The organism is Streptococcus sp. LMAG:39 (assembly GCF_008680485.1).
Classification (GTDB): Bacteria; Bacillota; Bacilli; order Lactobacillales; family Streptococcaceae; genus Streptococcus; species Streptococcus pasteurianus.
The window spans coordinates 856084-875966 of the sequence record NZ_NALE01000001.1; the positions used below are offsets into that span (position 1 = coordinate 856084).

General features: G+C 36.3%; 20 protein-coding genes and 2 pseudogenes. 6 read left to right on the forward strand and 16 right to left on the reverse strand.

What is annotated here, in order from left to right:
- Positions 1-203: 203 nt before the first annotated feature.
- A complete protein-coding gene (locus CCC20_RS04165) occupies positions 204-860 on the forward strand; it encodes a DUF1129 domain-containing protein (protein WP_013852223.1) in 657 nt (218 codons plus the stop codon).
- Between the two features lie 44 nt (positions 861-904).
- Here the strand turns inward: CCC20_RS04165 and CCC20_RS04170 are convergent, their stop codons facing one another.
- From CCC20_RS04170 to CCC20_RS04225, 13 genes and pseudogenes are all read right to left on the reverse strand, one after another.
- Positions 905-1336 (reverse strand): hypothetical protein, encoded by a 432-nt coding sequence (locus CCC20_RS04170; RefSeq protein WP_058692479.1) that lies wholly within the window; start codon positions 1334-1336, stop codon positions 905-907.
- 18 nt (positions 1337-1354) lie between these two features.
- Positions 1355-1564 carry a helix-turn-helix domain-containing protein gene (locus CCC20_RS04175; RefSeq protein ID WP_009854897.1) on the reverse strand — a complete coding sequence of 70 codons (210 nt, stop codon included), beginning with the start codon at positions 1562-1564 and terminating at the stop codon, positions 1355-1357.
- 2 nt (positions 1565-1566) lie between these two features.
- Complete coding sequence (locus CCC20_RS04180) at positions 1567-2091, reverse strand: DUF2975 domain-containing protein (RefSeq protein WP_058692480.1); 525 nt, start codon at positions 2089-2091, stop codon at positions 1567-1569.
- A 133-nt stretch (positions 2092-2224) separates the two neighbouring features.
- Positions 2225-2464, reverse strand: a complete 240-nt coding sequence (gene rpsR, locus CCC20_RS04185; protein ID WP_000068664.1) for a 30S ribosomal protein S18 — start codon at positions 2462-2464, stop codon at positions 2225-2227.
- Between the two features lie 60 nt (positions 2465-2524).
- Complete coding sequence (locus CCC20_RS04190) at positions 2525-3046, reverse strand: single-stranded DNA-binding protein (protein ID WP_287179302.1); 522 nt, start codon at positions 3044-3046, stop codon at positions 2525-2527.
- A gap of 11 nt (positions 3047-3057) precedes the next feature.
- On the reverse strand, positions 3058-3348 hold the full coding sequence (gene rpsF, locus CCC20_RS04195) for a 30S ribosomal protein S6 (protein ID WP_003066359.1): 291 nt from the start codon (positions 3346-3348) through the stop codon (positions 3058-3060).
- Positions 3349-3590: 242 nt separating this feature from the next.
- The gene (locus CCC20_RS04200; RefSeq protein ID WP_041974136.1) at positions 3591-3755 is read right to left on the reverse strand and encodes a hypothetical protein; all 165 of its coding nucleotides are present in this window, start codon (positions 3753-3755) and stop codon (positions 3591-3593) included.
- A 475-nt stretch (positions 3756-4230) separates the two neighbouring features.
- On the reverse strand, positions 4231-4434 hold the full coding sequence (locus CCC20_RS11410) for a biotin transporter BioY (protein ID WP_338000510.1): 204 nt from the start codon (positions 4432-4434) through the stop codon (positions 4231-4233).
- A pseudogene (locus CCC20_RS11415) lies at positions 4432-5064 on the reverse strand (biotin synthase BioB); the annotation flags it as partial. The pseudogene CCC20_RS11415 and the gene CCC20_RS11410, both read right to left, overlap by 3 nt.
- A gap of 275 nt (positions 5065-5339) precedes the next feature.
- On the reverse strand, positions 5340-6878 hold the full coding sequence (gene ahpF / locus CCC20_RS04210) for an alkyl hydroperoxide reductase subunit F (protein WP_058692481.1): 1539 nt from the start codon (positions 6876-6878) through the stop codon (positions 5340-5342).
- 11 nt (positions 6879-6889) lie between these two features.
- Positions 6890-7450 carry an alkyl hydroperoxide reductase subunit C gene (gene ahpC / locus CCC20_RS04215; protein WP_003066370.1) on the reverse strand — a complete coding sequence of 187 codons (561 nt, stop codon included), beginning with the start codon at positions 7448-7450 and terminating at the stop codon, positions 6890-6892.
- 205 nt (positions 7451-7655) lie between these two features.
- On the reverse strand, positions 7656-8315 hold the full coding sequence (locus tag CCC20_RS04220; protein WP_236718686.1) for an AMP-binding protein: 660 nt from the start codon (positions 8313-8315) through the stop codon (positions 7656-7658).
- A 7-nt stretch (positions 8316-8322) separates the two neighbouring features.
- Positions 8323-8862 (reverse strand): hypothetical protein, encoded by a 540-nt coding sequence (locus CCC20_RS04225; protein WP_236718687.1) that lies wholly within the window; start codon positions 8860-8862, stop codon positions 8323-8325.
- A gap of 1588 nt (positions 8863-10450) precedes the next feature.
- Here CCC20_RS04225 and mutY point away from each other — a divergent pair.
- The 3 genes and pseudogenes from mutY to CCC20_RS04240 all read left to right on the forward strand — a co-directional run.
- Positions 10451-11605, forward strand: a complete 1155-nt coding sequence (gene mutY, locus CCC20_RS04230) for an A/G-specific adenine glycosylase (protein WP_003066376.1) — start codon at positions 10451-10453, stop codon at positions 11603-11605.
- Between the two features lie 6 nt (positions 11606-11611).
- Complete coding sequence (locus CCC20_RS04235) at positions 11612-13273, forward strand: AbiH family protein (protein ID WP_003066378.1); 1662 nt, start codon at positions 11612-11614, stop codon at positions 13271-13273.
- 294 nt (positions 13274-13567) lie between these two features.
- Positions 13568-13840: pseudogene (locus CCC20_RS04240) on the forward strand (GFA family protein); the annotation flags it as partial.
- Between the two features lie 354 nt (positions 13841-14194).
- Here the strand turns inward: CCC20_RS04240 and CCC20_RS04245 are convergent.
- Positions 14195-15400 carry an L-lactate MFS transporter gene (locus CCC20_RS04245; protein ID WP_003066383.1) on the reverse strand — a complete coding sequence of 402 codons (1206 nt, stop codon included), beginning with the start codon at positions 15398-15400 and terminating at the stop codon, positions 14195-14197.
- A gap of 235 nt (positions 15401-15635) precedes the next feature.
- Here CCC20_RS04245 and CCC20_RS04250 point away from each other — a divergent pair, with 235 nt between their 5' ends.
- Both CCC20_RS04250 and CCC20_RS04255 read left to right on the forward strand, forming a co-directional pair.
- On the forward strand, positions 15636-16235 hold the full coding sequence (locus tag CCC20_RS04250) for an NADPH-dependent FMN reductase (RefSeq protein WP_003066384.1): 600 nt from the start codon (positions 15636-15638) through the stop codon (positions 16233-16235).
- 13 nt (positions 16236-16248) lie between these two features.
- Positions 16249-18663 carry a flavocytochrome c gene (locus CCC20_RS04255; RefSeq protein ID WP_013852233.1) on the forward strand — a complete coding sequence of 805 codons (2415 nt, stop codon included), beginning with the start codon at positions 16249-16251 and terminating at the stop codon, positions 18661-18663.
- A gap of 193 nt (positions 18664-18856) precedes the next feature.
- Here the strand turns inward: CCC20_RS04255 and CCC20_RS04260 are convergent, their stop codons facing one another.
- Together CCC20_RS04260 and CCC20_RS04265 are read right to left on the reverse strand one after the other, a co-directional pair.
- A complete protein-coding gene (locus tag CCC20_RS04260) occupies positions 18857-19285 on the reverse strand; it encodes a YjdF family protein (protein ID WP_144356919.1) in 429 nt (142 codons plus the stop codon).
- Positions 19286-19407: 122 nt separating this feature from the next.
- A complete protein-coding gene (locus tag CCC20_RS04265) occupies positions 19408-19812 on the reverse strand; it encodes a hypothetical protein (RefSeq protein WP_013852235.1) in 405 nt (134 codons plus the stop codon).
- Positions 19813-19883 lie beyond the last annotated feature (71 nt).

Here is a 19883-nt window from a genome sequence, read left to right on the forward strand (position 1 = left end):
ATCAAGCCAATGTTTTTGCATTATGACATTTGATATGTTAAGTAACGGAAGTTTAATATTTTATCGGCAGTGTATTTATGGTGATTATTAATTAGAGAAAGTAACTGTTTTATTTTCTCTCACTAGTAATTCATCTTAATCATGGGCTTTACTGGATGTTCTTAGCAACACTTCTATTTCACAAAAACAGGAGACTATATATTATGGATTTAACTAAACTTACTAAAAAGAATCAAGAATTTATTCACATTGCTACTAATCAATTAATTCAAGATGGCAAATCTGATGATGAAATCAAAACGATTTTAGAAGAAGTTTTACCAACAATTGTTGAAAATCAGAAAAAAGGATTGACTGCACGTGCTCTTTTCGGTGCCCCTACCGTTTGGGCTGCTTCATTTACTGAAAAAGATTCAGATAAGAATGCTGAGCAAACTGATAAAAATGACAATCCTTGGTTAATGTGGCTTGATACATCACTTCTTTTCATCGGTATTGTTGCCCTCCTTAATACTGTCATTGATTTCTTCAATTCAACGACAACAAGTTCTGGGTTGCTTTCATTGCTTGCCCTTGGTTTTGGTGGTGGTGCTGCTATGTATGCCACTTATCACTTCATCTATCGCCACTCTGGTAAACCAAAAAGCGAACGTCCAGGTTGGACCAAAACCATCTTGGTGCTTGGTTTGGCAATGCTTGGTTGGGTCCTCCTTTACACTGGAACAGCATTCTTGCCAGCAGTTATCAACCCACAATTACCAGCCATCGTTATGTTAATCATTGGTGCAGCTGCACTTCTTGGACGTCATTTCCTTCAAAAGAAATATAATATCCTTAATGCCATGACACCGAAACAATAATTTCAAACATTAAAAGTCCTGCTAGGTAACCTAGCAGGACTTTTTTAGGCATTACGCAATGCCACGATAATTTTCTTTGACCAATCTGATGTAATTTTCACCTTATCAATATCTGTCACATCAATTTTCTTAACCGAAAAATACGTCCTATTGTTATACCTAATGTTAAAATCATCGTCACTATTTTCTTTAACAGCCGTAAATGAAACGTCATTTAAAGCAAAATCGACATCAGAAGATAACTTCTGCAAGTCCTCTTTGGTAGTCATGATATAAAGAGTACCCGAAAACTGTGCTGATAATTGTTGTTCCTCATCGCTCTCAACTGAAATAATATCCATAATATTCATTTCTGACAATTCTGCTGAATAATCTTTGTTAATCTCCGTTTGAATGTCTTGCGACACGTCAGTTAATTCTGAATCAGCACCACATCCTGCCAAAATAGTTAGCAACAGCACTAACAGTCCTAGCAAAAATTTCTCTTTTTCATCTTAGTCTCTCCTATATTTCAAAATATCTCCTGGTTGACAGTCTAATTCGCGGCAAATATTCATCAACGTATTAAACCTAACACCTTTTGCCTTTCCAGTCTTTAAAATCGATAAATTCGCCTCAGTTATACCAATTTTTTCAGCCAATTCTTTGGAGGTTATATTTCTCAACTTGAGCATTTTATCTAAATGTACTTGTATTTCTTCCATAGCTAAATAATTTCATCGTAATCTTTTTGAAGTTGAACGCCGTGTTTTATCACAAGGATACCAATATAATTGACAACAAGTAATACAATGTTGAGCCAATAATCTTTCAATGATAGCTCAAATAAATCACTAACATGTTCAAGATTCAAAAAATTAAAAATAAGGTTAACAGCCAACTGAATACCTGTCGCAATCAGCAAGCAACGCAATATTTTAGAAAGACAAGTGATATTTTCAGAATTGAAATAAGAGTCTTTCTGAAAATTCATTAGTAGTTTGTCTAACGCTCGCATAATCATAACGACCATATAAAAAATAGCAGCCGCTAATAGCAATATAAGCATCGGAAACCAAATCGGCACTTGAGCAATTTGCGAGCTATAATCTAGTGTCAACATTCCATTTTGATTCCAGCCGTCAAGAACAACACCTAGAATACCTAAAAACATGACAATAATTCCAATAATTGCTAAATAGCGTATAATTTTGACAACTTCCCTACTAACCTTAAAAACAATCTGTTTCATTTTACACCTCGATTATTGTTTTACAATAATTATCTCTTCAAAATTATTATAAAACAATAATTTTACTCTGTAAAGTATTTGCATACACAAAAAGACCCCTCGCGGAGTCATTTTTCTTATTTAAAGTAACGAATTAGTCTTCGTTTACGAATGGCATAAGAGCCATAACGCGAGCGCGTTTGATAGCTGTTGTTACTTTACGTTGGTTTTTAGCTGAAGTTCCAGTTACGCGACGTGGAAGAATTTTACCACGTTCTGAAACGAAACGGCTAAGAAGCTCAGTATCTTTGTAATCAACATATTCAATTTTGTTAGCTGCGATGTAATCAACTTTTTTACGGCGTTTGAATCCGCCACGACGTTGTTGAGCCATGTTTTATTCTCCTTTATATTATTGTTGTTTCAAGTTTTTCACTTGAGTTGTCCATATCCATTAGAATGGAAGATCGTCATCTGAAATGTCCATTGGATTTGAATTGCCAAATGGGCTTTCATCACGACCAAAGTTAGGTGTTTGTGATTGTGAAGATTGTGATGAGAAACCACCGTCGTTTGATGAGCCACCAAATGATGAATTGTTATTGTTGAATCCACCGTTATATGAACCACCTGATTGACCTTCACGTGTAGCACGACTTTCCAAGATTTGGAAATTATCTGCAACAATCTCTGTTACGTAAACACGTTGACCTTGTTGATTTTCATAATTACGAGTCTGGATACGACCTGTAACACCAATCAATGTGCCTTTTTTAGCCCAATTAGACAGATTTTCTGCCTGTTGGCGCCAAATCACACAGTTAATAAAATCAGCTTCACGTTCACCATTTTGATTTTTAAAGTTGCGATTTACAGCAAGTGTAAATGTGGCAACAGCTTGATTAGATGGTGATGGTGTGTAACGGAGTTCTGCATCGCGAGTCATACGACCGACAAGTACTACATTATTAATCATAAAATACCTTCTTACGCGTCAAGTTTAACGATCATGTGACGAAGAATGTCACCGTTGATTTTTGAAAGACGGTCAAACTCATTAAGAGCTGTTGCATCTTCTGTTTCAACGTTGATAACGTGGTAAAGTCCTTCACGGAAATCTTGGATTTCGTACGCAAGACGACGTTTTTCCCAATCTTTTGATTCAACAACAGTTGCACCGTTGTCTGTCAAGATAGAGTCAAAGCGTGCTACCAAAGCGTTTTTAGCTTCTTCTTCAATGTTTGGACGAATGATATAAAGAATTTCGTATTTAGCCATTGATATTTTTCCTCCTTTTGGTCTAATGACCCGTGACCCTCGTCACGAGTAAGTGAGGGATACTCACAATAAATTATTATACTATACGTAGAGCGAATACGCAAGAGATTTATGCATTACAGAAAGATTTTATTTGTCCATTATGTACATTGTTAAAATGACATTTTAAAAAATTAACATTATCTACTATATAGAATAAGACAATAAAAAAGCACAGCCGTGCTTTCTATATAAAAATTAAATTAAAATTCACCTTTATTAGAGACAGGGAGATTCGTTTCATAAAGCTCTGTTGCAATCTCTAAGCCTTTTCTAAAATTATCCGCTTCTTCGCGGGTTTCAAACATTTTCTGTGCTTGTACATATTGTTGACCACTACGCCAATACATTTTCCGAACAACCCACATATCCCTACCTCGCTTTTCGCTAGTTTGAGATACATTATAGCATAAATTGTAAAAAAATTTTGTCTTGTCTTGAATTTTTAATATAATATTCAAATTGTTTTAACATATTTTTTGAGTGTTATAACACGAAAATCAGTTAATTTCCTGTTAAAGTAATATTTTCTATCAAACACATCTTCTTACTCTAGAATGACTATATTGAAAGTCGTCTTAAACTAAAAGAATCAATTATAAAAATGATAGTTTCTTAGTTTTATCATCATTAAAGTTATAATAACAGTTAGACCTGAATCTACTAAAAAATCAACAAGTGAACTAAAAAATAGTATATCGTGAAAGACTTCAAATTTTCCATAAAATACTAAAAGGATAACTGTTTTGTATGTTAAGCCGAATAAGTAAATAAATAGCAAACATATCAAATTCTGTATAAATATATTAGCAAAGGTTACTACTTTCTTTCCTAATAGTTTCTCTACTTCAGCTTGAATAAATGGTAATTTCCAAAACTTAGTCTCAAAATATATAATATACCACCACCCAATGCAAAAACAGGTAAACCGAATAGCCCTAACAAAAGATAAATAAAAAGAGTTAAGAAACTATGGTATTTTCCTAAAATAGGATATAACATATACACAATAATTATCTGTATTGAAATAAAATCTACCAACGGCATAGGTAACAAAAAATTTACTGGAACCGAGTAAGGTTCTTGACTTTTCAAATCCAAAGCTAACTCTATTAACTGTTCATCCGTTTCTCCCATTCCACAAATAAATCCCAAACAAGTATTAATATTATTTCTTTTTAAGACTTCTAGCGTGTCTAAACGATCTTGATAAGTATGTGTCGTCGTAATTTTAGGATAATTATCTCGTGGCGTATTCAAATTATGATTAATTCTATCAACACCCGCTGCTTTTAATTTTACTAGTTGGTCATCACGAACTAAACCAATAGATAGACAAATTTCAATCGCCATAATACGCTTTATTCCCGATATAACATCACACAATATAGAAAATTCCTTATCTCCAACTTAATGCAATACAAAAAAACACTGGAATGATTTCGTTTGGTAATAATAGCTTGTCTAATAATTTGATTTTTAGGTAATAATCCATAACGCTCAATGTTTGACTTACTACCTTTAGCCTTAGAGCAATAGCCACTTTTAGCATTCAGTAGAGTATTTAGTCTAATCCAATTCCCTGATCTACTTTTTCACTACAATAGCTTGCGCATAATATTCCCACCAATTTCTGTCACTTTGTAAAATATTTAAACAGTCTCTTTTTGAAATCATAGAAAACCTCCTAAAAACAGTTAATCAATTATGACATTTGAGTTAACTGTTTTCTAACAAAATTTTCTTTTCATCTTGTAGCGACATTATTAATCTTTTATAACATTAAACTATGATAAAATAAAAACCTTTAAAACTAGTAGACATTAGTTACCAATAACAAAATTCTTATAATCCTTACAACAGAAATATCGCCAAATTTTATATTTTTTGATTATAAGATAAAAAAGATTGAAGAAAATAATCCAAAATAGGATTTTTCTTCAACCTAAAAATTAATCATTCATTCTGATAAGGTAGTCAAATGCCCCTAAGGCTGCAGTAGCTCCGCTTCCCATAGAAATAATAATTTGCTTGTATGCTTGATCTGTACAGTCGCCAGCTGCAAAAATACCTGAAACAGTTGTACTCCCTTGATTATCCACAATAATTTCACCACGATTATTAAGGTCAATTCCAGAATCTTTTAGCCAGTCAGTATTGGGAACGAGACCAATTTGAACAAAGACTCCCTCTAAGTCAAGTGTTTTGTCCTCGCCAGTTTCTCTATCCGTATAAATTAGTCCAGTAACCTGCTCATCACCCAAAATTTCTTTTGTAGCAACATTTTTCAAAATAGTAATATTATCATGTGCTTCTGCACGATCTTGTAAGACTTTATCAGCTTTTAATTCTGGTAAAAATTCAAGAATATAGACACGGCTAGCAAGTCCTGCTAAATCAATAGCTGCTTCAAGCCCTGAATTACCACCACCAATGACAGCTACCTTTTTATCTGTAAAAAGTGGTCCATCACAGTGCGGACAATAAGTGACTCCTTTATTTCTAAATTCAACTTCTCCCGGAACATTAATATTACGCCATTTGGCACCAAGAGATAGAATGGCTGTTTTAGATTTTAGAATCGCACCATTAGCTAGCGTAACCTCGATAACATCCTTTTTATGAATAGCTATCGCTTTTTGAGCTTTCATGATATCGACATCATATGATTTGGTATGCTCTTCTACTTGGGACATAAGCACTGGTCCCTCTATATAAGGTGTTCCAATCATATTTTCAATTCCGACGGTTTCCATCACTTGTCCACCAAACGTTTCAGCTAATAAGCCTGTTTTGATTCCTTTTCGTGCAGCATAAATAGCTGCGCTATTTCCAGCCGGCCCGCCACCAATAACCAAGACATCAAAAATTCCCTTATCTGCAAATGTCGTTTCTGACACTGGTCCTGCAATCAAATCAAGTAATTGTTCAATGTTGGTACGTCCTGAAGTCAGTATTTCATCATTGTGAAAAACGGTTGGAACGGACATAATCCCTTTAGCCTTGACCTCATCTTGGAACATACCTCCCTCAATCATGGTATGGCTAATATTCGGATTAATCACAGCCATAATATTGAAAGCTTGTACAACATCCGGACAATTATGACAACTAAGGCTGACATAAGTTTCAAAATGAAGAGGAGTATCAATAGCTTTAATTCGGTTGATGACTTCCTCATCTACTTTTGGTGGTCGTCCAGAAACCTGTAAAAGTGCCAGAATCAATGAAGTCAACTCATGTCCCAGTGGTAAGCCGGCAAATTCAACACCAGATTCTTGTCCTTTTTTAGCAATTCGAAAAGCAGGCATACGACTAAGCTTCTTTGATTCAAAACCAATCTTATCACTCATTGAGACGATTTCATCAATGAAATCTCTGACTTTTTTAGAATTTTCATCTGTTCCAAGATTAGCCTGAAAAACAATATCAGATTCAATTAATGCAAGATATTGCGACAATTGTGTTTTGATTTCTGCATCTAATGCCATATAAAACCTCCTTAGATTTTACCTACTAAATCCAAACTTGGTTTTAATGTGTCTTCTCCTTCTTTCCATTTTGCAGGACAAACTTCTCCTGGATGTTTTCGGATATATTGTGCAGCACGCACTTTATCTAAAAGAGTACTTGCATCACGTCCAATGCCATCGGCATTAATTTCAACGGCTTGAACAATACCATCAGGATCCACGATAAATGTGCCGCGCTGTGCCAAACCATCTTCACCAAGAACCTCAAAGCCTTCTGATAAAACATGGGCTGGATCACCAATCATAGCGTAAGTGATTGTTCCGACAACATCAGAATCATCGTGCCAAGCTTTATGAACGAAATGCGTATCTGTTGAAACAGAATACACTTCAACACCAAGTTTTTGAAGCTCTGCATATTGTTCTTGTAAATCACCAAGTTCCGTTGGGCAAACAAATGAGAAATCAGCGGGATAGAAACAAAAAATCGCCCATTTTCCCTGTAAATCATCATTTGATACCTTGATAAACTCTCCATTATAATAAGCATCTGCTGAAAATTCAACGATAGGTTTTCCAATAAGTGACATGTGCTAGTCCTCCTATTATTTTATTCATTATAGTTGATTAAAAATGTCTAAAATAATTAAACACTTTCAATCCCCTACATTATATGTAAACCTTTGCACAATGTCCAACAATATGTTCTATAGTTGTATAACAATTTTATAAGTGATACCAAATATCTATTAATTTCAATTCCAAACAAAAAACTGAGAAAATCAATCGATATTTTCACCCTCCTGACAAATGATCTGGAGAATGATTCGCAAAATCCGATAAACCAACAAGGCTTAAAAGCTCATCAACTTCTTTTGTCATGCGGTGCAACACAAAATTATCCTCACCAGCTAAGCGCATAAAACGGTGTAAAAGTCCAACTTGCTTAAACTTTCCTGTCGTCCCAGACGTATTCAAAATCCAGCCTAAGGTATCTTCAGTTGGTGTCATTTCTTTATACGTATTATCATTGTCCTTACGACTTAGCAAGACCAAATCTGGAAATGTTTTAAGATGTGACACTTCGTAGTGCAATTCAGCATTTTCTTTGAAAGCAGCTGCTTTTTCCTGATTGAAAATCATAGCAGAATACTGATTCTCATCATAATCTGCTACCAATTCTGCAATCGGTGTTGTACTTGCTACAGGATGTGCGGTAATCCCATAACGCCACATCGCCTGATTCATCGGAATATAAACCGCTGAATTTTCCAGAGCCATAAAAACGACATCATCTTTTCCAAGACCATTCCGCCTAAAAGCCTCTTGAAAAATAGCAATATCATCTTCCACATCTTGCCCCGTAAACCAGCGATTAAGAGAGATATCTTTTAAAAATTCACGCTCCGCATTTTCCAACAAACGTGCCTTTAAATCATCAACTAACTGTGTCATGAATATCTTAATTTCCTTTCTTTATATGATTTGGACGACCAATTAAAATGCCAAATGGCGATACTTTGTAGCAAAAATAAGAAATTAGCCACGCACCACCCAATACCAAAAGATAACCCAATGGGAAAAGCAAAGCCAAGGCTACATCACTCAAATACGGATTAATCCAATCAATCACTAAGCCAAAAATGGCAAGAGAGGCTGTTTGCGTCAGATAAATCCCAAATGATAATTTCGACGACAAATCAACCGAGCGACGTAACCATTGGAGACTTGGTTTTTCACGATTTTTAGCGTAATGCAAACTAAGCGCAAATATCGTTGCAATCATGAAAATCGCATAAATCATCATGCAAGGCTGATGAACCAAATGCGCATAATGACGACTTAACCCAAGAATCTTTGTATTGTAATAATAAAGCCCTATCGTCCCCAGACTTAGACAAGCGGTTATCGCATAAATTCGCTTTTGATAAGTCATCAAAAGTGTCATGACTTTATCGTAATGACATAAGTAATAGCCATAAAGTAAAATTGATAAGTCCAAACAAACATTCCGTAAGAACGGGAAAAATATAGCCAATTCGTATGGTCTTAATGTGAGAAAATGTATTTGATATAAAAAAGAAAAGCCACTGAATAAGTGCTGAAATGGAAATAATAAAGTTACGTCGATTCACAAATTGATTATACAACCAAAGCATGGTTGAAAAAATAAGGTACAATATCCAAATGGCCCTTTTATAATTTCCTAAAAATCGCACAAGTCCCGTGACAAACATAAACCGCATACGTGTAAAATGGGGCACTAAGTAAATAATTCATAAGCTCCTGAACTTTTACGGCGTTGGTAAATAGAGAACTAACTTGATTAATCAGCACTCCAAAAATAAAAATACAGCGCGTGAGGTCAACCTCATAAAGATAGCTCTTCTTTTTTCGCTTCTGTTGGTAAAATAGCTACTCCTTCTGTTAAATTTACTTGGCAACCATTATCCACCTAAAAACTTAAGTCTATCTTAGGCCCGGCAAAAGAAAAAAGTGATTAGAATATTAGTCACTACGAATTTTCCTTTAAAAATAAGCTAGAAAAAACAAAAAATCTGGAACACTTAGGTGTTCCAGATCCTTTTAAAAATATTGCGTATGTTTTACCAACATACCAATCTCATAAGGAGTTAGGCTGTTGGATTATTATCTCCATTTTTATAGCGACTTAAATTCATTTTCAGCATTGTACATACCTCCACGACTTTTTTATCACTACTTTTTACATTGGTTTCACTCCTTTAGCTATTTTCTGCAACTAGCTAAGGTATCACCATTTTTATATCTTGCTACGTTCATAAGATACCTCCATTAATCTGAAAATACTCACATAACAACGATAATAATCACCTAATTTTTAATTTATTTTTCTGTTTTTTGATTGATACAGCGATTGACTCGTCGCCATATCTGTTTAGAGTCTCCATTTTTGTAACGGCCTACATTGATTGCTTTCATATCTATCACAACTTTCTTTAAAAGCTTTTTTCAAACATGGAAGCAACATGATTAGAAGCCCTTTCGATTACTACTGTTACTAGCAACAAGATCAACCGACAATATTTCTTGCACTAGCCATTTCTAACCGCTTACTTCCAATAATATTTTTTCACCTAAAATGTGACATCACTCCTTTATCGCTATTTTCTACAACAAGTCGTTAGTCTCCATTTTTGTAACGACCCACATTAAACATCAACATAAGGCGTTCCTCCGATGTACTTTGTTACAAGATTTGGTTTTCAAGGCTAAACAAGATGCTTAATCACCATCTTTATAGCGTCCTAAGTTAAAAGCTAACATAAGCGCCACCTCCGTAAAGTCAACTGTGCCTACTTACCCCGACTAGGAGACCAATCACCATTTTTGTACCGAGCGACATGTGGTTTCATCATAAGAACTGTTACCTCCTTACTTCGTTACTTTTGTCATCCTTCTTTACACCTTTATTATAATGTAACCGCTTACTTTTGTCAATACCTAAATACTCATTTTTCTAAAAAATAGTCAAAAATCTCATTTTTGATGAAATAAAATAATAAGCGTTTTTGTTATTCAAAGAAATCATTCTTTGCTAAAATAGAGTTATGATTAATTTTACTGATTATAGCATTGAGATGTGGGATGATGAGAAAATTGCTTCTTTTCGTCGCACGCTGCTTGCTTGGTATGACAATGAAAAACGGGATTTGCCTTGGCGCAGAACCAAAAATCCTTATCACATTTGGGTGTCTGAAATCATGTTGCAACAAACACAAGTTGTTACTGTTATTCCCTACTATGAACGCTTTTTAGCTTGGTTTCCAACCGTTGACGCTCTCGCCAAAGCTCCTGAAGAAAAATTACTTAAAGCGTGGGAAGGCTTAGGTTATTATTCACGCGTGCGCAATATGCAAAAAGCTGCGCAAGAAATCATGGACGATTTTAATGGCGAATTTCCTAGCACTTATGATGATATTCTCTCCTTAAAAGGAATTGGACCTTATACGGCTGGTGCGATTGCAAGCATTGCTTTTGACCTTCCCGAACCAGCTGTGGACGGCAATGTCATGCGTGTTATGGCAAGGCTTTTTGAGGTCAATTATGATATTGGTGACCCTAAAAATCGCAAAATTTTTCAAGCTATTATGGAAGTGCTCATTGACCCTGAACGCCCTGGGGATTTCAATCAAGCACTTATGGATTTGGGCACAGATATTGAGTCTGCTAAAAATCCTCGCCCAGATGAATCACCAATTCGCTTTTTCAGCGCAGCTTATTTACACGGCACTTATGACAAATACCCTATCAAATTGCCAAAGAAAAAGCCAAAACCGTTGCAAATTCAAGCTTTTATCATTCGCAACAGCAAAGGTGATTTCCTATTAGAAAAGAATACTGACGGACGCTTGCTCGGTGGTTTCTGGTCATTTCCAATCATGGAAACTGATTTTATTGGGCAACAGCTTGATTTATTTGAAACAGATAATGCCAAAAACACTCTCAAAACAACGTCGCAAAAAACGTTATTTAAGGAAGATTATCAACTAAACCCAACTTGGACAAATAAAACCTTCAATCACGTCAAGCATACCTTTAGCCACCAAAAATGGACAATCGAACTCATCGAAGGCTCAGTCAACTCAAATGAATTTACCAAAGATAAGGAACTCCGCTGGGTCGCACAAGACCAACTTTCCACCTACCCCATGGCAACCCCACAAAAGAAAATGTTAAAAGAGTATTTAGGAAAGGAGACTTAGACAGAATTGGAAATAAAAAATATTTTAGTAATCGGTAATGGTTTTGACCTTGCAATCAAGCGTAAAACCAGCTATGAAGATTTTATTAAGTTTGCTTGTCAAATAACAGGATTTCCCAATGAATCAATTTCTCATTCTTTGTGCGATAACTATACCTTATATGGTAAAGAATCTTTTATCGATCAATATGAACTATTTCAAAAAAATCTTGTTTTAGAATTTATTAATTTTTTAGTAAAAAAATATAGTGAACAAAATAATTTACGTAATCTTACCGAAGAAAAGTTAAAATATTTGGATAAGTACTACGAATATTTTCAATGTGAAGTTTCTTTCCAAGGAAGAGAAAAAACATTTAATAACTTGTATAACTCCTTTTACGGACATGGCATTCAGTACCCACCAGGTGAGTCATTTGAAGAGTTATTTATAAAATCCCTAGAAGAAAAACTTCAAAAAGAAATTGAAAAATGTAATCCTATTAACCTTAGTGCCCTTTTAGATGTAGTGGAAACTAATAGTGGATTTAAAAAAATGGCTTCAAAATCCGATTACATAATCAGTTTATCTTACTATGAATTCTTTTTAAAATTTAAAAATCCTATTTTAGACTTTATATTGCTCAATAGAGATTCCCTCGATAACTGGTCAAGTCTCGAACAACATATTTCTCATTTAATTAATGGCTTTGTAGAATTAAAAGGAAAAATTGAAGAGTTAGAAGAAGAGTATACCAAACTATTTATTGACAATTACCTTACCGATAACGAACTCAAGACACTTACCAAAGAAATTGAAAAACACTTTTCTTTTTTGCCAAACAGTACTCATATCAACTTTTTAATTAAAGACATTGGATATACATTTCATCCCAATTTAAGACCCAACAGCAATTATCAGCCACCACAGCCTATGCACAGCAACCTAACCACTGCTTTTGAAGAATATCATAGTAAACTAGTTAAAGCGCTAAATTCTTTCACATTTCTACTTGAATTATATTTAACATACCTTGATAAAATTGAGGACGAAAGTAAATTTGAAATTCCAAAAATTTTATCACCTTTTGAACAAGTCGATGATATACTAACATTTAATTATACCGATACTGCTCAACAACTTTATAATATTCCAGATAATAACATTCATTACATTCACGGAAAGCTAAATTTCACTAAAGATACAATTGAGACATCAAACTTGGTACTTGGAATTGAAGATATTGACCATAATATCATTGATGATGATCTAATAGATTTTCAAAAAACATTTCAAAGAATCGTTAAAAAAACAGGTTCAAAATATCGTTCATTTTTCAATTTAGATCATTCTAATAATCTTGTTCGTGTTATAATTTATGGTCATTCACTAGATGTGTTAGATCAAGAAATTTTCAAAAAAATATTTGATGAATTAGATAACATTACAAACACTTCCTCATCCCCATTACGTATGGAAATAATCATTCTACACTACGGCAAGACAGAGATACAATCTACTATAGATTTAAAATCAAAAGTTCGTAATTTATCCGCTATCTTAGGAAAAGATAAGTTAATTGAATTAACTGCTAACAATCTTGTACATTTTATAGATGCCTCTAAATTGGACGAAATTGAAACAATTATATATGAATCTAAAAAGCGCACCCAAATAAATACATTCTAGACCCTTGACACCGCTTTTCACGAAATATTATCACAATCCCCCATGGCAACCCCACAAAAGAAAATGTTAAAAGAGTATCTGAAAATGGAGAAATAAAATGATTACTGGTTCCTGTCTCTGTTACACTGTCACTTACCAAACCAAAAAACTGTTAGGACCTATCGTTTGTTGCCACTGTTCTTAACGTCGTAGCTGATTGGATTCTCTTCGTCCCTTGGACTATGACAATCCTAATCATCCTGACGGGGGTGTGTCAACGAAATCATAGATTTCTGACTTACCGCCTGCCAAAAAGCTTCGGCATCGGCTTTTTCGGTTAATTCTTTGGTCAACGTTGAAGATTTTCAAATCTTATTTGGTGCAGATGAGATTGTGACTTATGAATCCTCTAAAGGAAAATACCGCTATTATTGCAAGAATTATCACAGCCAAATTTACCACATCAAAGATGATATGCCAGATAAAGTTACTTTAAAACTGGAAACAATTGACCGTTGCGAACAAGACTTAACCTTACTCGAACGCAAACACATTCACAACAGCCAGAAATTCCCATGGCTTGAATGATTGAAACAAAATGGAAGTGAAACAAATAAAATCTCCAGTGGAGACTTTATTCATGAGCCTAAAAATTAAAAAGCGAATCAGTAGTTTCACAGAAACTTGATTTCTCAGCAAGTCTTAATTTCTTGTTGCTGACCTAAAACAGTTCACTGAACTGTTTTACTCCCACCCCCGCATGGCTCAAAAGGTTTGGGGAACCTTTTGAGGTTGGAAATGAAGTCAAGTGCAGCTTGATGTCAAAAGGGTTGTAAAAGCTGATTTATTAGCACATTAGAACCCACTCAACCACTGCGTCTTGTAAATAATAACTATATAACCAAAGAAGCTGAGCACTTTTTGTCTCAGCCTTATTTTTATTTAAGCTTTTTGGCTAATTTTCCCGTATAGGAAATTGAGCAAGAGCCCTGCAAGTGCTAATATGATAGCAATGTAAAATGCAATTGAGAAGCTGCCATTATTTGCTACTGCTATATTTGAAGCGATACTTGGTGCAAAATAAGCTGCTACTGAATATCCTGTAAACACGATACCGTAGTTTACACCTTGATTGGCGGGACCATAATTTTCCATAACAATTGACGGAAAAACTCCCATGACACCCCCAAAACAAATGCCAAGCCCAATAATACCAACAGCAAAACCAGCTTGTCCTGGAACAAATGCCAGAACCGCGAGCGCTAAGACAATAACGGTGAAAATAATATAGAGGGTATTTGAACGCCCAATCCTATCTGAAACAGTTCCCCAGATAAAACGTCCACTCGAATTAGCAATTGAATAGAGTGATACATAAAGAGCGGCGACCGTTGCCGAAAGCCCAAACATTGACGTGCCAATCGTCCGAGCATTTGAAGCAATCATAAGTCCTGAAAAAGCTCCGACAAAAAACATCGCAATAACAACGTAAAAAACTGGTGTCTTTAGCATGTCAATCCATGTTTTGTTAACCACATTTTGCGCTGACGAAGTCGGTGGATTCCAACCGTCAGGCTTATATCCTGCAGGTGCTTTTTGGACAAAGACACTTGCCACAAGAACGATGACAATATAAGCTAGACCAATTGTCCGAAAGGCGTACTGAGCATCATGAGATAAAATCAAGCTATTAGCAATCGGTGAAGCAAAAACAGCCGCTAAACCCATACCGCCTGTTATTATCCCAGAAGCTAGGCCACGCTTATCTGGGAACAGTCGTAAGGTATTGGACAAGCAACCAGAATAAGCAAAACCTTGACCGAGCCCTGCAATCAAACCGTAGTAAATATACAACTGCGCTAAACTAGTTGCCGTACCAGTGAGATAAAAACCACTAGCAAAAAGAATCGCACCAATCGCAATTGACCACTTCACCCAGCCTTTATCCGCAAAATATCCGCCTAAAATCATCGGAATCGGACCAATAGCTGAATTAATGGAAAAAGCTAACATGATTTGGGGCATTGTCCAGCCTGTCTGTTCACTCAAAGGCTGCGCAAAAGTTGAAAAAGCATAAACTGCACCCGTACATAGCAAGATAGTAGTCGAGGCTACCAGCACTAGCCAACGATTTATTTTTTTATCCATAAGGAACCTCCTTTTAGATTATATTTGCCTTATTTTGACAAAGATAATAACAAAACCGCCTCAAAATGTCAACGCTTACATTATAAAAAATAATACTAAAATACTAAAAAAATCAGAGAATTGTATTATAGCATTGAAATCTGATACTATCATAGGTTATCTATAAAAACGTTTACATTTTGTTTAAAAAAGGAGTATGATATAGGTAATTATTTGTGTAAAAGAGGTAAACTATATGAAATTAGTTGCTATCGTTGGAACGAATTCAGACCGTTCTACCAACCGAAAATTATTAAAATTTATGGCGAAGCATTTTTCTGATTCAGCTGATATTGAAATCCTTGAAATCAAGGGCTTGCCAGCTTTCAACGAACCAGAAGATAAGCTAGCTCCTGCTCCTGTCGCTGATTTTTCTCAAAAAATTGCTAGTGCAGATGGTGTCATTATCGCAACTCCAGAATATGACCATACGATTCCTGCGCCACTTGCCTCTGCTCTTGAATGGATTGCCTACACTAGCCGTGTGCTTATCAATAAACCAACCATGATTGTTGGGGCTTCTCTTGGTGCTCTCGGTACTTCACGCGCACAAGCTCATCTCCGTCAAATCCTTGATGCCCCTGAATTAAAAGCACGCATCATGCCAGGAACAGAATTCTTCCTCGGACATTCTGAACAAGTTTTAGATGATGATTTTAATCTCAATAACCCTGAAAAAGTCGCCGAACTTGAAGACAATTTCAAAGAATTCCAATCATTTGTTGAGATTAGTAATCAAATCGTTAGCCAAGCAGACACAGACCGCAAAAGAGCATTTGCTTGGGAAGCCAAATAGGAGGTGACAAGTTATGAAATTAGTCGCTATTGTCGGAACTAACGCCAAAAAATCATATAATCGACTGCTATTACAATACATGGCAAGACATTTTGCCAAAAAGGCAGACATCGAGATTTTAGAAATCACAGATGTACCAATGTTCAATGAAACAGATGACCAGACCGAGTCAGCCATTATCCAAGAATTTAATAGCAAAATCACAGAAGCGGACGGTGTTATCATTGCCACACCTGAACACAACCACACGATTCCTTCAAGCTTAAACAGCCTTCTTGAGTGGCTTTCTTTCAACATTCATCCTTTAGCTGGCAAGCCAACCATGATTGTTGGAGCTTCTTATGACATTCAAGGCTCATCTCGTGCGCAATTGCATCTCCGCCAAATTTTGGATGCACCAGGTGTTAATGCTACTGTCATGCCAGGAAGTGAATTTTTACTAGGACGTGTCCAAACTGCTTTTGATGAAAATGGTGACCTTAAAGACCAAGGAACTATTGATTTTCTAGAATCATGTTTCTTCAGATTCCTTCGCTTTGCAACCATTGCCAATCAACTCAATGAACCAGAAGAAGTTCGTTTTGAACCTGGTACTTATCAAGTCACGACAGTTGGGCACAACGGAGATTTGCCAATGTCCGTAACCCTTTCAGAAGAACGTATTGAAGCTATTGACATTGATTCTTCTGGTGAAACAGGTGGAATTGCTGACGTTGTCTTTACTCGTATCCCAAGTGAAATTATTGAGGGACAAACTTTAAATGTCGATGCGGTGTCAGGTGCTTCGGTGACATCAAATGGTGTTATTGACGGAGTTGCTCGTGCTGTTCGACAAGCAGGGGCCAATCCAGATGCGCTCCGCTCACGTCCAAAAGCACCATCAGCGCTTGATAAAGAAGATAAAACTTACAATACTGAACTCGTTGTTGTCGGTGGTGGCGGAGCAGGACTTGCTGCTGCAGCTCGCGCCCTTCAAGCTGGTAAACAAGTAGTTGTCGTTGAAAAATTCCCATCTGTTGGTGGAAACACTGTTCGTGCCGGTGGACCAATGAATGCTCCTGACCCTGCTTGGCAAAATACATTTGCTGCTAACCCTGGTGAAGCTAATACGCTTCAGGAATTGCATGACATTGACGAAGCAACAATCGACCCTGAATTTATCGATGACTTCCGTGCTTTAAAAGTTGAAATCGAAGAATACCTCAAAAACCCCACTTATCTCTTTGATTCAAAATTACTCTACCGTATCCAAACTTATCTTGGCGGTAAACGAAAAGACCTTAAAGGCAATGAAATTCACGGAAATTATCAATTAATCAGTATTTTAACCGAGCGAGCTCTCGAATCTGTCCGCTGGCTGGAAAATATCGGTGTTGAATTTGTCCGTGACGAAGTCACCATGCCAGTTGGAGCTCTCTGGCGCCGCGGTCATAAACCAAAAGTTCCAATGGGCGTTGCCTTTATTTCTGTTTTGAAAGACTTTGTTTTAAAAAATGGTGGCATTATTTTAACAGATACACAAGTCAAAGAATTGCTTATTACAGATGATATTGTCACAGGTGTTAAGGGAACAGGACGCAATGGTCAAACCATTACCGTAAATGGGAAAGCTGTCATTCTGACAACAGGTGGTTTTGGGGCAAATACTAAAATGCTTCAACAGTACAATACTTATTGGTCAGAAATTGATGACGACATTGCCACGTCTAATACCCCAGCAGCCACTGGTGATGGCATTTTACTTGGTCAATCCGTCGGTGCTGACTTGGTTGGAATGGGATTCAGCCAAATGATGCCCGTATCAGACCCAGTTACTGGTGCTCTCTTCTCAGGTCTCCAAGTTCCACCAGCTAACTTTATCATGGTCAATACCAAAGGAAAACGATTCGTTGATGAATACGGCAGCCGTGACCAATTGTCCCAAGCGGCAATTGATAATGGTGGACTTTTCTACTTGATTGCTGATGAAAATATCAAAGAAACAGCTTATAATACAAGCCAAGAAAAAATTGACGCTCAAGTAGAAGCTGGAACGCTTTTCCGCGCTGATACTTTGGAAGAATTAGCAGAGCAAATCAATATTGACCCAGCCATTCTGGTAGAAACAATCACCAATTACAATTCATACGTTGATGCTGGTCATGACCCCGAATTTGACAAAGGTGCCTTCGACCTCAAAGTCGAAAAAGCACCATTTTACGCGACACCACGCAAACCAGCCGTTCACCATACCATGGGTGGTTTGAAAATTGATACCAAAGCCCATGTTATTAACGAAAACGGGAAAACGATTAAAGGGCTCTTTGCAGCTGGCGAAGTTGCAGGCGGACTCCACGCCGGTAACCGCCTCGGTGGAAATTCTCTAACAGACATTTTCACATTCGGTCGCATCGCAACCGACACCGCTATCGTAGAATATCTTGGTTAAGCTAAAAACAAGGTGAGAATTTCTCATCTTGTTTTTTATTTTCAGATAACAAAAGAAAACCCCAGCTTCTTCAAGCTAGGGCTCTCTAGGAGATTATGAAAAAGAAAGTTTATTAGGATTGTTTATAGTATAGAGCCGCTTGCTTAACTAAACCTAAATTTTTTCTTACAGAAAACTTAAACTTTTTTTCTTTTCAATGTCCCCGCTTTTTCTGATGACGCTTTTCTTGCCTAAGCAAGTATTTTCGTTCCTTTTCTAGCTCACGCTTCACTTTTTGCTTAGACTTTTGAGCTTTCTTGACTTCCTCACGCATTTCCTGCATAGCAAGCTGAGCTTTCGTTGACACCACAGGCTTACACTTTGCCTTATTGATATCACGTTGCACTCGTTTTGGATTTCGTTTTTTCTGTGAAATAGCTGGCGCTGAAAACTCAGAGCTTACTTCGACCTTATCATACCTGCGCAGCCATTTTCCCAAAGAAACATCAATGAATTTTAGAATATCATCATCCTTTGGTTCTTGGCCAAACACGTAACGAAAAGCCTTGTAACGTTTCTTCGAATCCGTAAATTCAATCAAAGCCGACCAAAATGCCCCATCAAAATATACTGTCATTTTCATAACAGCCCCTCCTTAAAAAATTGACAATGGACGACCTCGGAAGGGGAAGGTTACTGATACATGTTGTACTCACAGACTACCAACTGCGATGTGTTTTTATGTCAGCTTTAGTATATCAGATTTTACTGATTTTGAAAGAGAATACCTTGATAACCTAGAAAACTTGGCAAATCTACCGTAAAGACATTAGCCACCGCAAATTGATATTTCCCTTTAAAATGTCCCAAATGTGTCATGGTTCTGATGTTGTATTTCTTGGCAAATTTCTTATAAGCAACATAATCAATTTTCTTAGTATCAAGAAAATAAATTGTTTGTTCTACAGCCTCAAGCCGTTCCAAACCTCTCTGCGTATCCACATTATCCAAACGACCAACAAAAAGGAAAAATTCCTCTTTAGCCGCCATTTTTTCTTTCACCGCATCAAGCGTAACAAAACAAATATTATCAGCCGTTTCAGCCTTAACATCACCACAATAAAATAAAAAAGATAGGAGTAACAACCCCAACACACTCACTACTCTCATTTTTCCCTCCTACCTATTTATTCGAAAAAAGAAAGAAAAACCTCCCGAAAAATTTCAGGAGGAAAAACTCA